The following is a 16,182-nucleotide window of genomic DNA, read 5'->3' as shown; positions in this document are numbered from 1 at the left end:
CAAAGGTATAGGCGATGAATAACACGATTTTCCCGAATAAGTTTAAAGCGGCCCTCGCGGCGCAACAGATTCAGATTGGCTGCTGGTCTGCATTGGCCAGCCCAATCAGTACCGAAGTTTTAGGCCTGGCGGGTTTTGACTGGCTGGTACTGGACGGCGAACACGCGCCGAACGATATCTCGACGTTTATCCCGCAATTGATGGCGCTGAAAGGCAGCGCCAGCGCGCCGGTCGTACGCGTACCGACCAACGAGCCGGTGATTATCAAGCGCCTGCTGGATATTGGGTTTTACAACTTCCTGATCCCGTTCGTTGAGACACAAGAAGAGGCGGTAAACGCCGTGGCGTCGACCCGCTATCCGCCTGAAGGTATTCGCGGCGTGTCCGTCTCCCATCGCGCCAATATGTTTGGCACCGTACCGGACTACTTTGCGCAATCGAATAAGAACATCACCATCATCGTGCAGATCGAAAGTCAGCAGGGCGTTGATAACGTTGACGCCATCGCGGCGACCGAAGGCGTAGACGGTGTCTTCGTCGGCCCAAGCGATCTGGCTGCGGCGCTAGGCCACCTCGGCAATGCGTCACATCCTGATGTGCAGAAAGCTATCCAGCACATTTTTGCCCGCGCGAAAGCACATGGCAAACCAAGCGGAATTCTGGCGCCGGTAGAGGCGGATGCGCGTCGTTATCTGGAGTGGGGCGCGACCTTTGTTGCTGTTGGCAGCGACCTTGGCGTGTTCCGTTCAGCCACGCAGAAACTGGCTGATTCTTTTAAGAAATAACCACCATCGACAGTAGAGAGAGATAAAGACATGACAATGAAAGTTGGTTTTATTGGCCTCGGTATCATGGGTAAACCAATGAGTAAAAACCTCCTCAAGGCAGGTTACTCGTTGGTGGTTGCTGACCGTAACCCGGAATCCATTGCGGAAGTCATTGCCGCTGGTGCAGAAACCGCCGCCACGGCGAAAGATATTGCCGAGCAGTGCGATGTGATCATCACCATGCTGCCGAACTCGCCGCATGTTAAGGAAGTGGCGCTGGGTGAAGGCGGAATTATTGAAGGTGCGAAACCGGGCACTGTGCTGATCGACATGAGCTCCATTGCACCGTTGGCCAGCCGTGAAATTAGCGAGGCGCTGAAAGCGAAAGGCGTGGATATGCTGGATGCGCCGGTCAGCGGCGGCGAGCCAAAAGCGATTGATGGCACGTTGTCGGTGATGGTCGGTGGCGATAAAGCGATTTTCGACAAGTATTACGATCTGCTGAAAGCGATGGCTGGTTCAGTGGTACATACCGGCGACATTGGCGCGGGTAACGTCACTAAGCTGGCGAACCAGGTGATTGTGGCGCTGAACATTGCGGCGATGTCTGAAGCGCTGACGCTGGCGACCAAAGCGGGTGTGAACCCGGATCTGGTGTATCAGGCGATCCGTGGCGGACTGGCGGGAAGCACCGTGCTGGACGCGAAAGCGCCGATGGTCATGGACCGCAACTTTAAGCCAGGTTTCCGTATTGACCTGCATATCAAAGATTTGGCGAATGCGCTGGACACTTCTCATGGGGTCGGCGCGCAGTTGCCGCTGACTGCTGCAGTCATGGAGATGATGCAGGCGCTTCGCGCAGATGGGCTGGGCACCGCCGATCACAGCGCGCTCGCGTGCTACTACGAAAAACTGGCGAAAGTGGAAGTCACACGCTAACAAGAAGGGCGCGGATGTGCGCCCTGTATTTCTTGCCTTGCGCGGCACAGTCAGGCTACATAACTATGAAAATCGTAATTGCCCCAGACTCTTATAAAGAAAGTCTATCTGCCACTGAGGTCGCTCAGGCAATAGAAAAAGGATTTCGGGAAATATTTCCCGATGCGCAATATGTTTCAGTTCCGGTGGCCGACGGCGGCGAAGGAACGGTCGAAGCCATGATTGCCGCCACGCAAGGGAGTGAATATTCCGCGTGGGTAACGGGCCCGCTGGGCGAAAAAGTGAATGCCTGCTGGGGCATGTCCGGAGATGGTAAAACTGCGTTTATCGAAATGGCGGCAGCCAGTGGTCTGGCGTTAGTACCTCCTGATAAGCGTAACCCGTTAGTCACCACGTCACGTGGTACCGGGGAATTGATTTTGCAGGCACTGGATAGCGGGGCGCAGAGCATTATTATCGGTATTGGCGGTAGTGCAACCAACGATGGTGGTGCGGGTATGGTGCAGGCTCTGGGCGCGAAACTTTGCGACGCTAACGGGACAGAGATTGGCTACGGGGGCGGCAGTCTGATGAGCCTCAACAGCATCGACATTTCCGGTCTGGATCCGCGATTAAAAACCTGCTCCATTCGCGTGGCCTGCGATGTGACCAATCCGCTCACAGGTGATACTGGCGCTTCGCGCATCTTCGGCCCGCAGAAAGGGGCGACGGAAGAACGCATTCTCGAACTGGACCGAAATTTGTCTCACTATGCCGACATCATTAAAAAATCGCTGCGGGTTGAGGTGAAAGAGGTTCCCGGCGCAGGAGCGGCAGGCGGAATGGGTGCCGCGTTAATGGCTTTTTTAGGCGCGGACCTGCGCAGTGGTATTGAGATTGTGACCCAGGCGCTCAACCTGGAAGAGCATATTCACGACTGTACGCTGGTGGTGACCGGCGAAGGACGCATCGACAGCCAGAGTATTCACGGCAAAGTGCCGGTTGGCGTGGCGAATGTCGCGAAGAAATACCACAAACCGGTAATTGGTATTGGCGGCAGCCTGACGCCCGATGTGGAAGTGGTGCATCAATATGGTATCGATGCGGTGTTTAGCGTATTGACCAGCATCAGCACGCTGGAAGAGGCCTTCCGTGGGGCATTTGATAATATTTATCGCGCCTCAAGAAACATCGCCGCTACGTTGGCGATAGGAATGCGCAGTGCGGGGTGACATTACCCCGCAAACCCTCTATACTGCGCGCCGAAGCTGACCAGACAGTCGCCGCTTCGTCGTCGTCCTCTTCGGGGGAGACGGGCGGAGGGGAGGAAAGTCCGGGCTCCATAGGGCAGGGTGCCAGGTAACGCCTGGGGGGGAAACCCACGACCAGTGCAACAGAGAGCAAACCGCCGATGGCCCACGTAAGTGGGATCAGGTAAGGGTGAAAGGGTGCGGTAAGAGCGCACCGCGCGGCTGGTAACAGTCCGTGGCACGGTAAACTCCACCCGGAGCAAGGCCAAATAGGGGTTCACAAGGTACGGCCCGTACTGAACCCGGGTAGGCTGCTTGAGCCAGTGAGTGATTGCTGGCCTAGATGAATGACTGTCCACGACAGAACCCGGCTTATCGGTCAGCTTCACTCTTTATAAAACCCCGCTTCGGCGGGGTTTTTGCTTTCCGGATAGGCCAGATGAGTGACTGTCCACGACGCTATGCTCAAAAGAACGCGGCTTCTCGGTCAGCTTCACTCTTTATAAAACCCCGCTTCGGCGGGGTTTTTGCTTTCCGGATAGGCCAGATGAATGACTGTCCACGACGCTATGCTCAAAAGAACGCGGCTTATCGGTCAGCTTCACTCTTTATAAAACCCCGCTTTGATGGGTTTTTTGCTTTCTGGGCAGGTTGTTATGCCTGATGGCGCTGCGCTTATCAGGCCTACAGGGATGGCTGGAACGGGTTTTGTAGGCCGGATAAGGTGTTTACACCGCCATCCGGCAGACGTGATATCTGTCGCGTTACGCTTGGTTTAACACGACTCTGGCGTTTATTTTCTCTTCATCTACTCTTTATTTGACCTTTATTTATGCGCTGAATGTCTTTTATTTGAGGGAATGCGTTGTAGGGTATTTTCGTTTTTGTGATGGCTAGCACAAAACGCTGAGCGATACGTTTTTATCGAGAATAATCGAACGCAATCGATCGCCATCACAAAATTACGCGCTAATAAAGTGTACAAAATTAGTGTTAATACAATGTTGCATATGATAATTATTTGTATTGTCTAGATTGAATTTTAATAAACGCAATGTTTCTTTACAAACAAATATGGCGAAAAAATGTGATGCATGGCGTTATTTAATCACCACAAACGGTAAAATATAATTATATTTGATAAATTACTCATTAAATTTAAGTGTCATTCTGCCCGATAATTGCGCTGTAATTGATTGAAATATAGCCTTTCCTGGTTTTTAGAAATAACAGATAAAATGGCGATGTTATAGCCATAAAAAATCGTTATCCCCCCATCTTTTTTTGATTAAAGTCAGGGTAAAGTGAGATGTGTATTTTATATCTATATGATTTATAAGTGGTTTCATTTTTTATAATAGTCTTACAAAATGTAAGTCAAGGGGATTTGTGAGGGGTAGCACATATCCTTGTTTGCTTAATTTGGTACACTTCCTGCCGTCAACAAAGTAATTAACGCAGGTCGATATGAATACTATTACACTCCCTAAAACACAGCACTTAGTGGTCTTTCAGGAAGTCATTAGAAGCGGTTCTATCGGCTCAGCTGCAAAAGAATTAGGTTTAACTCAACCCGCTGTCAGTAAAATCATCAACGATGTTGAGGCTTATTTTGGTATTGAGTTAGTTGTGCGTAAAAATACTGGTGTGACATTGACTCAGGCAGGTCAGGTGATGCTCTCATGGTCTGAATCAATTACCCGTGAAATGAAAAACATGGTTGATGAGATGAACAGCATGACGAGCAATGCGGTCGTTGATGTGTCGTTTGGTTTTCCTTCACTGATTGCCTTCACCATCATGTCCGGCATGATTAAAAAATTCAAAGAGGTATTCCCGAAAGCACAGGTTTCTATGTATGAAGCTCAGCTCTCCTCGTTCTTACCGGCAATCCGTGACGGGCGTCTGGATTTTGCCATCGGTACGCTGAGCGATGAGATGAAACTGCACGATCTGCATGTGGAGCCGCTCTTTGAGTCAGACTTTATCCTGGTTGCCAGCAAGTCCCGAACATGCACCGGCATCACCTCGCTGAGCGCGTTGAAAAACGAACAGTGGGTGTTGCCACAAACGAATATGGGGTACTACAGCGAACTTCTTACTACGTTACAGAATAATGGCATCAGCAGTGAAAACATCGTTAATACTGACTCCGTCGTCACCATTTATAATCTTGTTCTCAATGCTGATTTCTTAACAGTAATTCCCTGCGATATGACCACACCGTTTGGCTCAAACCAGTTTATTACTATCCCGGTACAAGAAACTTTACCCGTCGCGCGTTACGCCGCCGTGTGGTCGAAAAATTATCGAATTAAAAAAGCAGCATCTATTTTGGTGGAATTAGCCAAAGAGTATTCATCATATAATTGTCGGAGACGAAGGCAATTAATTGAAATTGATTAAAGATTGAAATTGTTTTAACAAAAAATAAACGCCATCTGTCTATATCTGACAATGGTCACGGCTATCTATTTACTTTAATACCCTAGTAAGAGGTTCTAATGCACATTACATACGATCTCCCAGTTGCAATTGAAGATATCCTCGAAGCGAAAAAAAGACTGGCGGGGAAAATTTATAAAACGGGAATGCCTCGCTCTAACTATTTTAGTGAACGTTGCAAAGGGGAAATTTTCCTCAAGTTTGAAAACATGCAGCGTACCGGTTCATTTAAAATCCGTGGCGCTTTTAACAAGCTCAGTTCCTTAACAGAAGCAGAAAGAATGAAGGGCGTGGTGGCTTGCTCTGCAGGTAACCATGCGCAAGGGGTTTCTCTCTCCTGCGCTATGCTCGGTATCGACGGCAAAGTGGTAATGCCGAAAGGCGCACCGAAGTCTAAAGTAGCGGCAACCTGCGATTATTCCGCGGAAGTTGTGCTGCATGGCGACAACTTCAACGACACCATCGCTAAGGTTAGCGAGATTGTGGAAACGGAAGGCCGTATCTTTATTCCACCATATGATGACCCGAAAGTTATTGCTGGTCAGGGCACTATTGGTCTGGAAATTCTGGAAGATCTGTACGATGTCGATAACGTGATTGTGCCAATTGGCGGTGGTGGACTGATTGCGGGTATTGCGGTGGCAATTAAATCTATTAACCCGACCATTAAAATTATTGGCGTGCAGTCTGAAAACGTTCACGGCATGGCGGCTTCTTTCCACGCTGGAGAAATAACCACGCACCGAACGACCGGCACCCTGGCAGATGGTTGTGACGTCTCTCGCCCGGGTACTTTAACGTATGAAATCGTTCGTGAGTTGGTGGATGACATTGTCCTGGTCAGCGAAGATGAAATTCGCAACAGCATGGTGGCATTAATTCAGCGAAATAAAGTTGTAACTGAAGGTGCCGGTGCGCTGGCATGCGCAGCATTATTAAGCGGGAAATTAGATAGCTATATCCAGAACAGAAAAACAGTCAGCATTATTTCTGGCGGTAATATCGACCTTTCTCGTGTATCTCAAATTACTGGTTTAGTTGACGCTTAATATACTTCGTTGAGGATAGGATATGAGTACTACTGATAGCATTGTATCCAGCCAGACAAAACAGTCGTCCTGGCGCAAATCGGACACCACCTGGACACTGGGTTTATTTGGTACTGCCATCGGCGCTGGGGTGCTGTTCTTCCCTATCCGCGCAGGTTTTGGCGGACTGATCCCCATTCTGATCATGCTGGTGTTAGCATACCCCATCGCGTTCTATTGCCACCGTGCGCTGGCACGCCTGTGTCTTTCCGGTTCTAATCCTTCCGGTAACATCACAGAAACGGTTGAAGAGCACTTTGGTAAAACGGGCGGCGTGGTTATCACGTTCCTCTACTTCTTTGCGATTTGTCCGCTGCTGTGGATTTATGGCGTCACCATTACCAACACCTTTATGACCTTCTGGGAAAACCAGCTGCAGATGCCAGCATTGAACCGTGGCTTCGTGGCGCTGTTCCTGTTGCTGCTGATGGCATTCGTCATCTGGTTTGGTAAAGATCTGATGGTTAAAGTGATGAGCTACCTGGTATGGCCGTTCATTGCCAGCCTGGTGCTTATCTCTCTGTCACTGATTCCTTACTGGAACTCAGCGGTTATCGATCAGGTTGATATCAGCAATATCGCTCTGACTGGCCATGACGGCATCCTGGTTACCGTATGGCTGGGTATTTCCATCATGGTGTTCTCTTTCAACTTCTCGCCAATCGTTTCTTCCTTCGTGGTCTCTAAACGCGAAGAGTATGAGAAAGATTTCGGTCGCGAATTTACCGAGCAGAAATGTTCTAAAATCATCTCCCGCGCCAGTATGCTGATGGTTGCGGTGGTAATGTTCTTCGCCTTTAGCTGCCTGTTCACGCTGTCTCCGGCAAACATGGCGGATGCGAAAGCGCAGAACATTCCAGTACTGTCTTATCTGGCGAACCACTTCGCTTCACTGTCCGGGACGAAGTCCACCTTCGCGACCGTTCTGGAATACGGTGCTTCTATTATCGCCCTGGTTGCTATCTTCAAATCGTTCTTCGGCCACTACCTGGGTACGCTGGAAGGTCTGAACGGTCTGGTGCTGAAGTTTGGTTACAAAGGCGATAAGACCAAAGTTTCCGCCGGCAAACTGAACACCATCAGCATGATCTTCATCATGGGCTCCACCTGGGTTGTGGCTTACGCCAACCCGAACATCCTGGACCTTATTGAAGCAATGGGCGCGCCGATTATTGCCTCTCTGCTCTGCCTGCTGCCGATGTATGCCATCCGTAAAGCGCCATCACTGGCGAAATACCGTGGCCGTCTGGATAACGTGTTTGTTACCGTGATTGGTCTGCTGACCATCCTGAACATTGTCTACAAACTGTTTTAATCCTTAAGCTCAGGATGAGCGGAGTAGTGAAATGAATGAGTTTCCGGTAGTACTGGTTATTAACTGTGGTTCGTCTTCCATTAAATTCTCAGTGCTGGATGCAGCTAACTGTGAAGTTTTAATGGCGGGAATCGCGGACGGTATTAACTCTGAAAATGCGTTCATAGCAATTAATGGAGGAGAGCCAGCTAAGCTGGCTCACCACAGCTACGAAGACGCATTAAAAGCAATTGCCGTTGAACTAGAGAAACGTAATTTAATGGACAGCGTGGCCTTAATTGGCCACCGCATTGCACACGGCGGAAATATCTTTACCGAATCAGCAATTATTACTGACGAAGTTATTGATAATATCCGCCGGGTATCGCCGCTAGCACCGTTACATAATTATGCGAACCTGAGTGGGATCGAATCTGCTCAGCACCTTTTCCCAGGCGTACAGCAGGTTGCGGTATTTGATACAAGCTTCCACCAGACGATGGCCCCTGAAGCCTATTTGTACGGTTTACCGTGGAAATATTTCGAAGAGTTGGGCGTTCGTCGTTACGGCTTCCACGGCACGTCGCATCGCTATGTTTCTCAGCAAGCGCATGACCTTCTCGACCTGCAGAGTGATGACTCGGGTCTGGTTGTGGCTCACCTGGGGAACGGTGCGTCAATCTGTGCGGTGCGTAACGGGCAGAGCGTTGATACCTCAATGGGCATGACGCCGCTGGAAGGGTTGATGATGGGGACACGCAGCGGCGACGTCGATTTCGGCGCGATGGCGTGGATTGCCAGCGAAACCAACCAGACGCTGAGCGACCTTGAGCGCGTAGTGAATAAAGAGTCCGGTTTACTGGGTATTTCCGGTTTGTCTTCTGACTTACGTACGTTAGAAAAAGCCTGGCACGAGGGACATGAGCGTGCGCAGCTGGCGATTAAAACGTTTGTGCATCGTATCGCGCGTCATATCGCCGGCCATGCTGCATCGCTGCATCGTCTTGATGGGATTATTTTCACCGGTGGCATAGGTGAGAACTCGGTATTAATTCGTCGTCTGGTTATTGAGCACCTTGCTGTTTTAGGCGTGAATATCGACAACGAAATGAATAGTCTGCCAAATTCCCATGGCGAAAGAATTATCTCAAATAAAGATGCTCGTGTTGTTTGTGCGGTAATTCCCACAAACGAAGAGAAAATGATTGCACGTGATGCCATTGCATTAGGCAAAATTAATACATCAGTAGAATTTGCATAATTAATTTTCAGCAGAGAGATTATTTTTCATGAAGGTAAATATCGATACCAGCGATATGCTGTATGCCGAAGCCTGGAATGGCTTTAAAGGTACGGACTGGAAAGAAGAAATTAATGTCCGTGATTTTATTCAGCACAACTATACGCCTTATGAAGGGGATGAATCTTTCCTCGCCGAAGCAACGCCTGCGACCACTGCATTGTGGGAAAAAGTGATGGCGGGCATCCGTATTGAAAACTCGACGCACGCGCCGGTTGATTTCGATACTAATATTGCTACCACGATAACCGCGCATGATGCGGGTTATATTGAACAAGAACTGGAAAAAATCGTTGGTCTGCAAACGGATAAGCCGCTCAAGCGCGCTCTGCATCCGTTTGGTGGCATCAACATGATCAAAAGCTCTTTTGATGCTTATGGTCGTGAGATGGATGCTGATTTTGAATACCAGTTTACTGAACTGCGTAAAACCCATAACCAGGGCGTATTCGACGCCTACTCTCCGGATATGCTGCGCTGCCGTAAATCCGGCGTGCTGACCGGTCTGCCGGACGGCTATGGTCGTGGCCGTATCATCGGTGACTATCGCCGCGTGGCGCTGTACGGTATTCGCTACCTGGTGCGCGAGCGTGAACTGCAGTTTGCCGATCTCCAGTCGAACCTGGAGTGGGGCCAGAATCTTGAAGCCACGATTCGTCTGCGTGAAGAGCTGTCTGAGCACCGTCGCGCTCTGCTGCAAATGCAGGAAATGGCTGCGAAGTATGGCTGCGATATCTCCCGCCCGGCGCGTAATGCGCAAGAAGCGGTGCAGTGGGTGTACTTTGCTTACCTGGCTGCGGTGAAATCGCAGAACGGCGGCGCGATGTCGCTGGGCCGTACCGCATCGTTCCTAGACATCTACATTGAGCGCGATTTCAAAGCGGGGATTTTAAACGAGCAGCAGGCGCAGGAGCTGATCGACCACTTCATTATGAAGATCCGTATGGTGCGCTTCCTGCGTACGCCGGAATTCGACACCCTGTTCTCAGGCGACCCTATCTGGGCGACTGAAGTTATCGGTGGTATGGGGCTTGATGGCCGCACGCTGGTGACGAAAAACTCGTTCCGCTATCTGCATACGCTGCACACCATGGGCCCGGCACCAGAGCCGAACCTGACGGTGCTGTGGTCTGAACAGCTACCAATCGCCTTTAAAAAGTACGCTGCCCAGGTGTCTATCATCACCTCGTCTTTGCAGTATGAAAACGACGATTTGATGCGTGCCGACTTTGACAGCGATGACTATGCCATTGCCTGCTGCGTCAGCCCGATGGTTATCGGCAAACAAATGCAGTTCTTCGGGGCGCGTGCCAACCTCGCTAAAACGTTGCTGTACGCAATCAACGGCGGCGTGGATGAGAAGCTGAAAATCCAGGTCGGGCCGAAAACGGCACCACTGATGGATGACGTGCTGGACTACGACACGGTGATGGAGAGCCTGGACCACTTTATGGACTGGCTGGCCGTGCAGTACATCAGCGCACTGAACATCATCCACTACATGCACGACAAGTACAGCTACGAAGCTTCGCTGATGGCGCTGCACGATCGTGATGTCTATCGCACGATGGCCTGTGGTATAGCGGGTCTGTCCGTGGCGGCGGATTCTCTGTCGGCTATCAAATATGCTCGCGTGAAACCGATTCGCGATGAAAACGGCCTGGCAATTGATTTCGAAATCGAAGGCGACTATCCGCAATACGGCAACAACGACGAGCGCGTAGACAGTATTGCCTGCGATCTGGTCGAACGCTTTATGAAGAAAATTAAAGTGTTGCCAACCTATCGTAATGCGGTGCCGACGCAGTCCATTCTGACCATCACCTCCAACGTGGTGTACGGACAGAAAACTGGTAACACGCCAGACGGACGTCGCGCGGGTACGCCGTTTGCGCCAGGGGCAAACCCGATGCACGGCCGCGATCGTAAAGGTGCGGTGGCGTCGTTAACCTCGGTCGCCAAACTGCCGTTCACCTATGCCAAAGACGGTATCTCGTACACCTTCTCCATTGTACCGGCAGCGCTGGGCAAAGAGGATGGAGTGCGTAAAACCAACCTGGTCGGTCTGCTGGACGGTTACTTCCACCATGAAGCGCATGTGGAAGGTGGGCAGCATCTGAACGTTAACGTTATGAACCGTGAAATGTTGATGGATGCCATTGAGCACCCGGAAAACTATCCGAACCTGACGATCCGCGTATCTGGCTATGCGGTGCGTTTCAACGCGCTGACCCGCGAACAGCAGCAGGATGTTATTTCACGTACTTTCACCCAGGCGCTTTGACGCCGGAGGGACTATGAGAAAAGTTATTGCAACCGAATGTGCGCCAGGGGCGATTGGGCCTTACGTACAGGGTGTGGATCTGGGCAGCATGGTGTTGACGTCAGGTCAAATCCCGGTGTGTCCACAGACCGGTGAAGTGGCTGAAAACGTATCCGATCAGGCGCGTCAAAGCCTGGAAAACGTGAAAGCGATTGTCGAGTCTGCAGGTTTGAAAGTGAGCGATATCGTCAAGACCACCGTTTTCGTTTCCGACCTGAACGACTTCGCCACCATCAATCAGGTGTACCAGCAGTTCTTTGATGAGCATAAGGCAATCTACCCCACGCGCAGCTGCGTGCAGGTCGCCCGCTTACCCAAGGATGTGAAGCTGGAGATTGAAGCCATCGCCGTACGTGGCGACACGCTGTAATCCCTTGCGGGGCGATCTCAGGATCGCCCCGATCCTTAATGAGTGTGAAACCTGGTCTTCACTGAACGGCAATCCGAGGGTGTGGATATGATTAGCGCATTCGATATTTTTAAGATTGGCATTGGACCTTCCAGCTCCCATACCGTGGGGCCAATGAACGCAGGTAAAAGCTTTATCGATCTGTTGGTCAGCAGCGGGGAACTCCCCAAAGCTACGCATATTGTGGTCGATCTTTATGGATCGCTTTCCCTGACCGGAAAAGGTCATGCGACAGATGTCGCCATCATGATGGGACTGGCCGGTAACAGTCCACAAAATGTTAATATAGATTCTATCGCTGGTTTTACTCAGGAAGTGGCCCGTACCGGACGTTTACCGGTTGCAGAGGGCACGCATGTTGTCGATTTTTCCCCAGACGAAAATATTCTCTTTCATACCGAAACGCTGCCGCGCCATGAAAATGGCATGCGTATCACCGCGTGGAACGGTACCGAGACACTATTAAGCAAAACCTATTACTCCGTCGGCGGTGGTTTTATCGTTGAAGAGGAGCAATTTGGTCAGGCGCATGATGTTGAAGCACACGTACCCTACAATTTTCATTCCGCCAGCGAACTGCTGAAACTGTGCGAGCGCAACGGGCTGTCTGTTTCCGGCCTGATGATGCAAAACGAACTGGCGATGCGCAGCAAAGAAGAAATCGATGCTGGCTTTGCTGCCATTTGGGACGTTATGCACGCTGGAATTGAGCGAGGCATGAACACCGAAGGCGTTCTGCCGGGTCCACTGAACGTCCCGCGCCGCGCCGTGGCATTACGTCGGTTGCTGGTTTCCAGCGATAACCTGTCCAGCGACCCAATGAACGTTATCGACTGGATCAACATGTTCGCGCTGGCCGTGAGCGAAGAAAACGCCGCCGGATGCCGGGTTGTGACGGCACCGACCAATGGAGCATGTGGGATTATCCCTGCTGTCCTGGCCTATTACGACAAGTTCCGCCGCCCGGTGAATGCAAACTCCATTGCCCGCTACTTACTGGCCGCGGGGGCGATAGGTGCGCTGTATAAGATGAACGCCTCGATTTCGGGTGCCGAAGTGGGCTGTCAGGGTGAGATTGGCGTTGCTTGTTCAATGGCTGCTGCCGGGCTGACCGAGTTGCTCGGCGGTAGCCCGTCTCAGGTGTGTATTGCGGCGGAAATCGCCATGGAGCATAACCTGGGACTGACCTGCGATCCGGTCGCCGGACAAGTGCAAATACCATGTATTGAGCGCAATGCGATCAACGCGGTAAAAGCCGTCAACGCCGCGCGTATGGCGCTACGTCGAACATCTGAGCCACGCGTTTCGCTCGATAAAGTGATCGAGACCATGTATGAAACGGGCAAAGATATGAACGACAAATACCGTGAAACGTCACGTGGTGGTCTGGCTATCAAAGTGATTTGCACTTAACTAAATTTGTGTTTATTTCTCCTTTGGGCGCACTTGAGTGCGCCCTTTTTTTTGTTGTGATCCGCTTCAAAAAGGGAAATTAATCCCATTTTGTAAATATAAAATAGAAAAATTTTATTAAACATTATGAAATGAGTGGGTATTTATGTGAAGTTTTTCTCTGACCCTCGGCGTATGATTTCTCCATTCTAACGAACTCGCCTGCACGACTCGTACCGCGTATCGCATTGATGCGGAACGGAAAAATAATAAAACCTTACCCTACATTTTGAGCGAGATTTTTATGGAAACGGCAACGAATAACAGCGTAATACTCGACGCATCTGCTCCGGCGCGTCGGGCGGGGATGACCGAAAGTGAATGGCGTGAAGCCATTAAATTCGACAGCATGGACACTGGCTGGGTCATTATGAGTATCGGTATGGCAATTGGCGCGGGGATTGTTTTTCTTCCCGTCCAGGTAGGATTGATGGGGCTGTGGGTGTTCTTACTCTCTTCTATCATCGGCTATCCAGCCATGTATTTGTTCCAGCGCCTGTTTATCAATACGCTGGCTGAGTCCCCGGAATGTAAAGATTACCCAAGCGTGATCAGCGGCTATCTGGGTAAGAACTGGGGCATCCTGTTAGGTGCGTTGTATTTTGTGATGCTGGTTATCTGGATGTTTGTCTATTCCACCGCCATCACCAACGATAGCGCCTCTTATCTGCACACGTTTGGCGTTACTGAAGGTTTACTGTCCGACAGCCCGTTCTATGGCCTGGTGCTGATTTGCATCCTGGTGGCCATCTCGTCACGCGGGGAAAAACTGCTGTTTAAAATCTCCACCGGCATGGTGCTGACCAAGCTGCTGGTAGTGGCAGCGCTTGGCGTATCGATGGTTGGGATGTGGCATTTGTATAACGTAGGTTTACTGCCGCCGATGGCGCTGCTGATCAAAAACGCGATCATAACGTTGCCATTTACGCTGACCTCAATTCTGTTTATTCAGACATTAAGCCCGATGGTTATCTCGTATCGTTCTCGCAACAAATCCATTGAAGTGGCGCGCCATAAAGCCCTGCGAGCGATGAATATCGCGTTCGGTATTCTGTTCGTGACCGTCTTTTTCTACGCCGTTTCCTTCACGTTGGCGATGGGCCATGACGAAGCGGTTAAAGCTTATGAGCAGAATATTTCCGCTCTGGCGATTGCCGCGCAGTTTATCAGCGGTGCGGGTGCTGGTTGGGTGAAAATCGTCAGCGTAGTTTTGAACATCTTTGCCGTTATGACCGCTTTCTTCGGCGTCTACTTAGGTTTCCGTGAAGCGACTCAGGGGATCGTAATGAACGTGCTGCGCCGCAAAATGCCAGCCGAGAAAATCAACGAAACCCTGGTTCAGCGCGGCATTATGATTTTTGCCATCCTGCTGGCCTGGAGTGCAATTGTGCTCAATGCGCCAGTACTGAGCTTCACCTCTATTTGTAGTCCTATCTTCGGCATGGTGGGTTGTCTGATCCCGGCCTGGCTGGTCTACAAAGTTCCTTCACTGCACAAATACAAAGGCGCTTCCCTGTATCTGATTATTATCACGGGCCTGCTGCTGTGCGTTTCTCCGTTCCTGGCATTTTCCTGAGTTATCTGAGCAAAGGTTGTTGTTATGTTTGAGACTACATTGAATCCATTATGGGATAGTTTTATCCGCGCGGTACAGGAAGAGGTTAAGCCTGCGCTGGGTTGTACGGAACCTATCTCTCTGGCGCTGGCGGCAGCGGTCGCATCCTCTGAGCTGGACGGCGCGGTTGAACGTATCGATGCGTGGGTCTCACCGAACCTGATGAAAAACGGCATGGGCGTTACCGTGCCGGGTACCGGAATGGTCGGGTTACCTGTCGCGGCGGCGCTGGGTGCGCTGGGGGGAAATGCCCGTGCTGGTTTAGAGGTACTGAAAGATGCGTCGCCCCAAGCAATCGCTGATGCGAAAGCGATGTTGAGCGCTGGCAAGGTTGCGGTGATGCTGCAGGAACCTTGCGAGGATATCCTCTTTTCCCGCGCGAAGGTTTACAGCGCTGAAGGATGGGCGTGCGTGACGATTGTGGGCGGTCATACCAACATCGTCCACATCGAGACCAATAAGGGTGTAGTGTTCACCACAGAACAGAATACTCAGGAAGAGGAGCTGGAGTCGCCGCTGGCGGTATTGTCTCACACATCGCTGGAAGAGATTCTGGCGTTCGTGAACGCGGTACCGTTTGAGTCGATCCGCTTTATTCTTGATGCGGCAAAGCTGAACGGTGCGCTGTCTCAGGAAGGGCTGCGCGGTAACTGGGGCTTGCACATCGGAACCACGCTTGAGAAGCAGTGCGCGCGTGGCCTGCTGGCGAACGATCTCTCCACCTCTATTTTGATCCGTACCAGTGCGGCATCGGATGCGCGAATGGGCGGGGCGACGCTGCCGGCCATGAGCAACTCCGGATCCGGCAATCAGGGTATTACCGCGACTGTTCCGGTCATGGTGGTGGCCGAGCACTTTGGCGCGGATGAGGAGAAACTGGCGCGGGCGCTGATGTTGTCTCACCTGAGCGCTATTTACATCCATCATCAGCTTCCGCGTTTGTCTGCGCTATGCGCGGCAACCACGGCGGCGATGGGCGCAGCAGCGGGGATGGCATGGATCGTGGATGGCCGCTACAACACCATCGCGATGGCGATCAGCAGCATGATTGGCGACGTGAGCGGAATGATTTGCGATGGCGCTTCAAACAGCTGCGCGATGAAAGTCTCAACCAGCGCATCTGCGGCGTGGAAAGCGGTACTGATGGCACTGGATGATACTGCCGTAACCGGAAACGAAGGGATTGTGGCGCATAACGTGGAACAATCTATCGCTAACCTGTGTGCACTGGCGTGTCGGTCGATGCAGGAAACCGACAAGCAGATCATTGAGATCATGGCCAGTAAGGCGCATTAATCTCCAGGTCGGGTAAGGCGTTGCC

The 16,182-nt window shown here is 51.2% G+C and carries 12 protein-coding genes and 1 other RNA gene; all 13 read left to right on the top strand.

Features of this window, described 5'->3' with window-relative positions; all coding sequences use genetic code 11:
* Window positions 1-14 precede the first annotated feature (14 nt).
* Window positions 15-785, top strand: coding sequence for a 2-dehydro-3-deoxyglucarate aldolase (gene garL / locus OGV74_RS08480; protein WP_003840018.1), 771 nt, complete (start codon window positions 15-17; stop codon window positions 783-785).
* A 30-nt stretch (window positions 786-815) separates the two neighbouring features.
* Entirely contained in the window at window positions 816-1,706 is an 891-nt protein-coding gene (gene garR, locus OGV74_RS08475) for a 2-hydroxy-3-oxopropionate reductase (RefSeq protein ID WP_003024889.1), read from the top strand.
* Between the two features lie 65 nt (window positions 1,707-1,771).
* The gene (gene garK / locus OGV74_RS08470; RefSeq protein ID WP_286520650.1) at window positions 1,772-2,917 is read left to right on the top strand and encodes a glycerate 2-kinase; all 1,146 of its coding nucleotides are present in this window, start codon (window positions 1,772-1,774) and stop codon (window positions 2,915-2,917) included.
* A 32-nt stretch (window positions 2,918-2,949) separates the two neighbouring features.
* Window positions 2,950-3,326, top strand: an RNA gene (gene rnpB, locus OGV74_RS08465) — RNase P RNA component class A.
* A gap of 1,076 nt (window positions 3,327-4,402) precedes the next feature.
* Window positions 4,403-5,341 (top strand): transcriptional regulator TdcA, encoded by a 939-nt coding sequence (gene tdcA, locus OGV74_RS08460; protein ID WP_003024882.1) that lies wholly within the window; start codon window positions 4,403-4,405, stop codon window positions 5,339-5,341.
* Between the two features lie 98 nt (window positions 5,342-5,439).
* Window positions 5,440-6,429, top strand: coding sequence for a bifunctional threonine ammonia-lyase/L-serine ammonia-lyase TdcB (gene tdcB / locus OGV74_RS08455; protein WP_003024877.1), 990 nt, complete (start codon window positions 5,440-5,442; stop codon window positions 6,427-6,429).
* Window positions 6,430-6,451: 22 nt separating this feature from the next.
* Window positions 6,452-7,783 (top strand): threonine/serine transporter TdcC, encoded by a 1,332-nt coding sequence (gene tdcC, locus OGV74_RS08450; protein WP_003024875.1) that lies wholly within the window; start codon window positions 6,452-6,454, stop codon window positions 7,781-7,783.
* Between the two features lie 31 nt (window positions 7,784-7,814).
* A complete protein-coding gene (tdcD, locus tag OGV74_RS08445) occupies window positions 7,815-9,023 on the top strand; it encodes a propionate kinase (RefSeq protein WP_003024873.1) in 1,209 nt (402 codons plus the stop codon).
* A 28-nt stretch (window positions 9,024-9,051) separates the two neighbouring features.
* Window positions 9,052-11,346 carry a formate C-acetyltransferase gene (pflB, locus tag OGV74_RS08440; RefSeq protein WP_086504595.1) on the top strand — a complete coding sequence of 765 codons (2,295 nt, stop codon included), beginning with the start codon at window positions 9,052-9,054 and terminating at the stop codon, window positions 11,344-11,346.
* 13 nt (window positions 11,347-11,359) lie between these two features.
* Complete coding sequence (locus tag OGV74_RS08435) at window positions 11,360-11,755, top strand: enamine/imine deaminase (protein ID WP_003024870.1); 396 nt, start codon at window positions 11,360-11,362, stop codon at window positions 11,753-11,755.
* An 87-nt stretch (window positions 11,756-11,842) separates the two neighbouring features.
* A complete protein-coding gene (gene tdcG, locus OGV74_RS08430; RefSeq protein WP_003024868.1) occupies window positions 11,843-13,207 on the top strand; it encodes an L-serine ammonia-lyase in 1,365 nt (454 codons plus the stop codon).
* A gap of 283 nt (window positions 13,208-13,490) precedes the next feature.
* Window positions 13,491-14,822, top strand: coding sequence for an SLC5/6 family protein (locus OGV74_RS08425; RefSeq protein ID WP_016151027.1), 1,332 nt, complete (start codon window positions 13,491-13,493; stop codon window positions 14,820-14,822).
* A gap of 24 nt (window positions 14,823-14,846) precedes the next feature.
* Entirely contained in the window at window positions 14,847-16,157 is a 1,311-nt protein-coding gene (locus OGV74_RS08420) for an L-cysteine desulfidase family protein (RefSeq protein ID WP_086504594.1), read from the top strand.
* Window positions 16,158-16,182: the final 25 nt, after the last annotated feature.

Origin of the sequence: Citrobacter sp. Cf116 (assembly GCF_030336505.1) — a bacterium.
Classification (GTDB): domain Bacteria; phylum Pseudomonadota; class Gammaproteobacteria; order Enterobacterales; family Enterobacteriaceae; genus Citrobacter; species Citrobacter freundii.
This window is presented reverse-complemented; position numbering and strand designations above follow the sequence as displayed.

Coding starts and splice junctions, on each gene's coding strand:
- garL (WP_003840018.1), top strand. CDS start 15: ATGAATAACACGATTTTCCCGAATAAGTTTAAAGCGGCCCTCGCGGCG.
- garR (WP_003024889.1), top strand. CDS start 816: ATGACAATGAAAGTTGGTTTTATTGGCCTCGGTATCATGGGTAAACCA.
- garK (WP_286520650.1), top strand. CDS start 1,772: ATGAAAATCGTAATTGCCCCAGACTCTTATAAAGAAAGTCTATCTGCC.
- tdcA (WP_003024882.1), top strand. CDS start 4,403: ATGAATACTATTACACTCCCTAAAACACAGCACTTAGTGGTCTTTCAG.
- tdcB (WP_003024877.1), top strand. CDS start 5,440: ATGCACATTACATACGATCTCCCAGTTGCAATTGAAGATATCCTCGAA.
- tdcC (WP_003024875.1), top strand. CDS start 6,452: ATGAGTACTACTGATAGCATTGTATCCAGCCAGACAAAACAGTCGTCC.
- tdcD (WP_003024873.1), top strand. CDS start 7,815: ATGAATGAGTTTCCGGTAGTACTGGTTATTAACTGTGGTTCGTCTTCC.
- pflB (WP_086504595.1), top strand. CDS start 9,052: ATGAAGGTAAATATCGATACCAGCGATATGCTGTATGCCGAAGCCTGG.
- OGV74_RS08435 (WP_003024870.1), top strand. CDS start 11,360: ATGAGAAAAGTTATTGCAACCGAATGTGCGCCAGGGGCGATTGGGCCT.
- tdcG (WP_003024868.1), top strand. CDS start 11,843: ATGATTAGCGCATTCGATATTTTTAAGATTGGCATTGGACCTTCCAGC.
- OGV74_RS08425 (WP_016151027.1), top strand. CDS start 13,491: ATGGAAACGGCAACGAATAACAGCGTAATACTCGACGCATCTGCTCCG.
- OGV74_RS08420 (WP_086504594.1), top strand. CDS start 14,847: ATGTTTGAGACTACATTGAATCCATTATGGGATAGTTTTATCCGCGCG.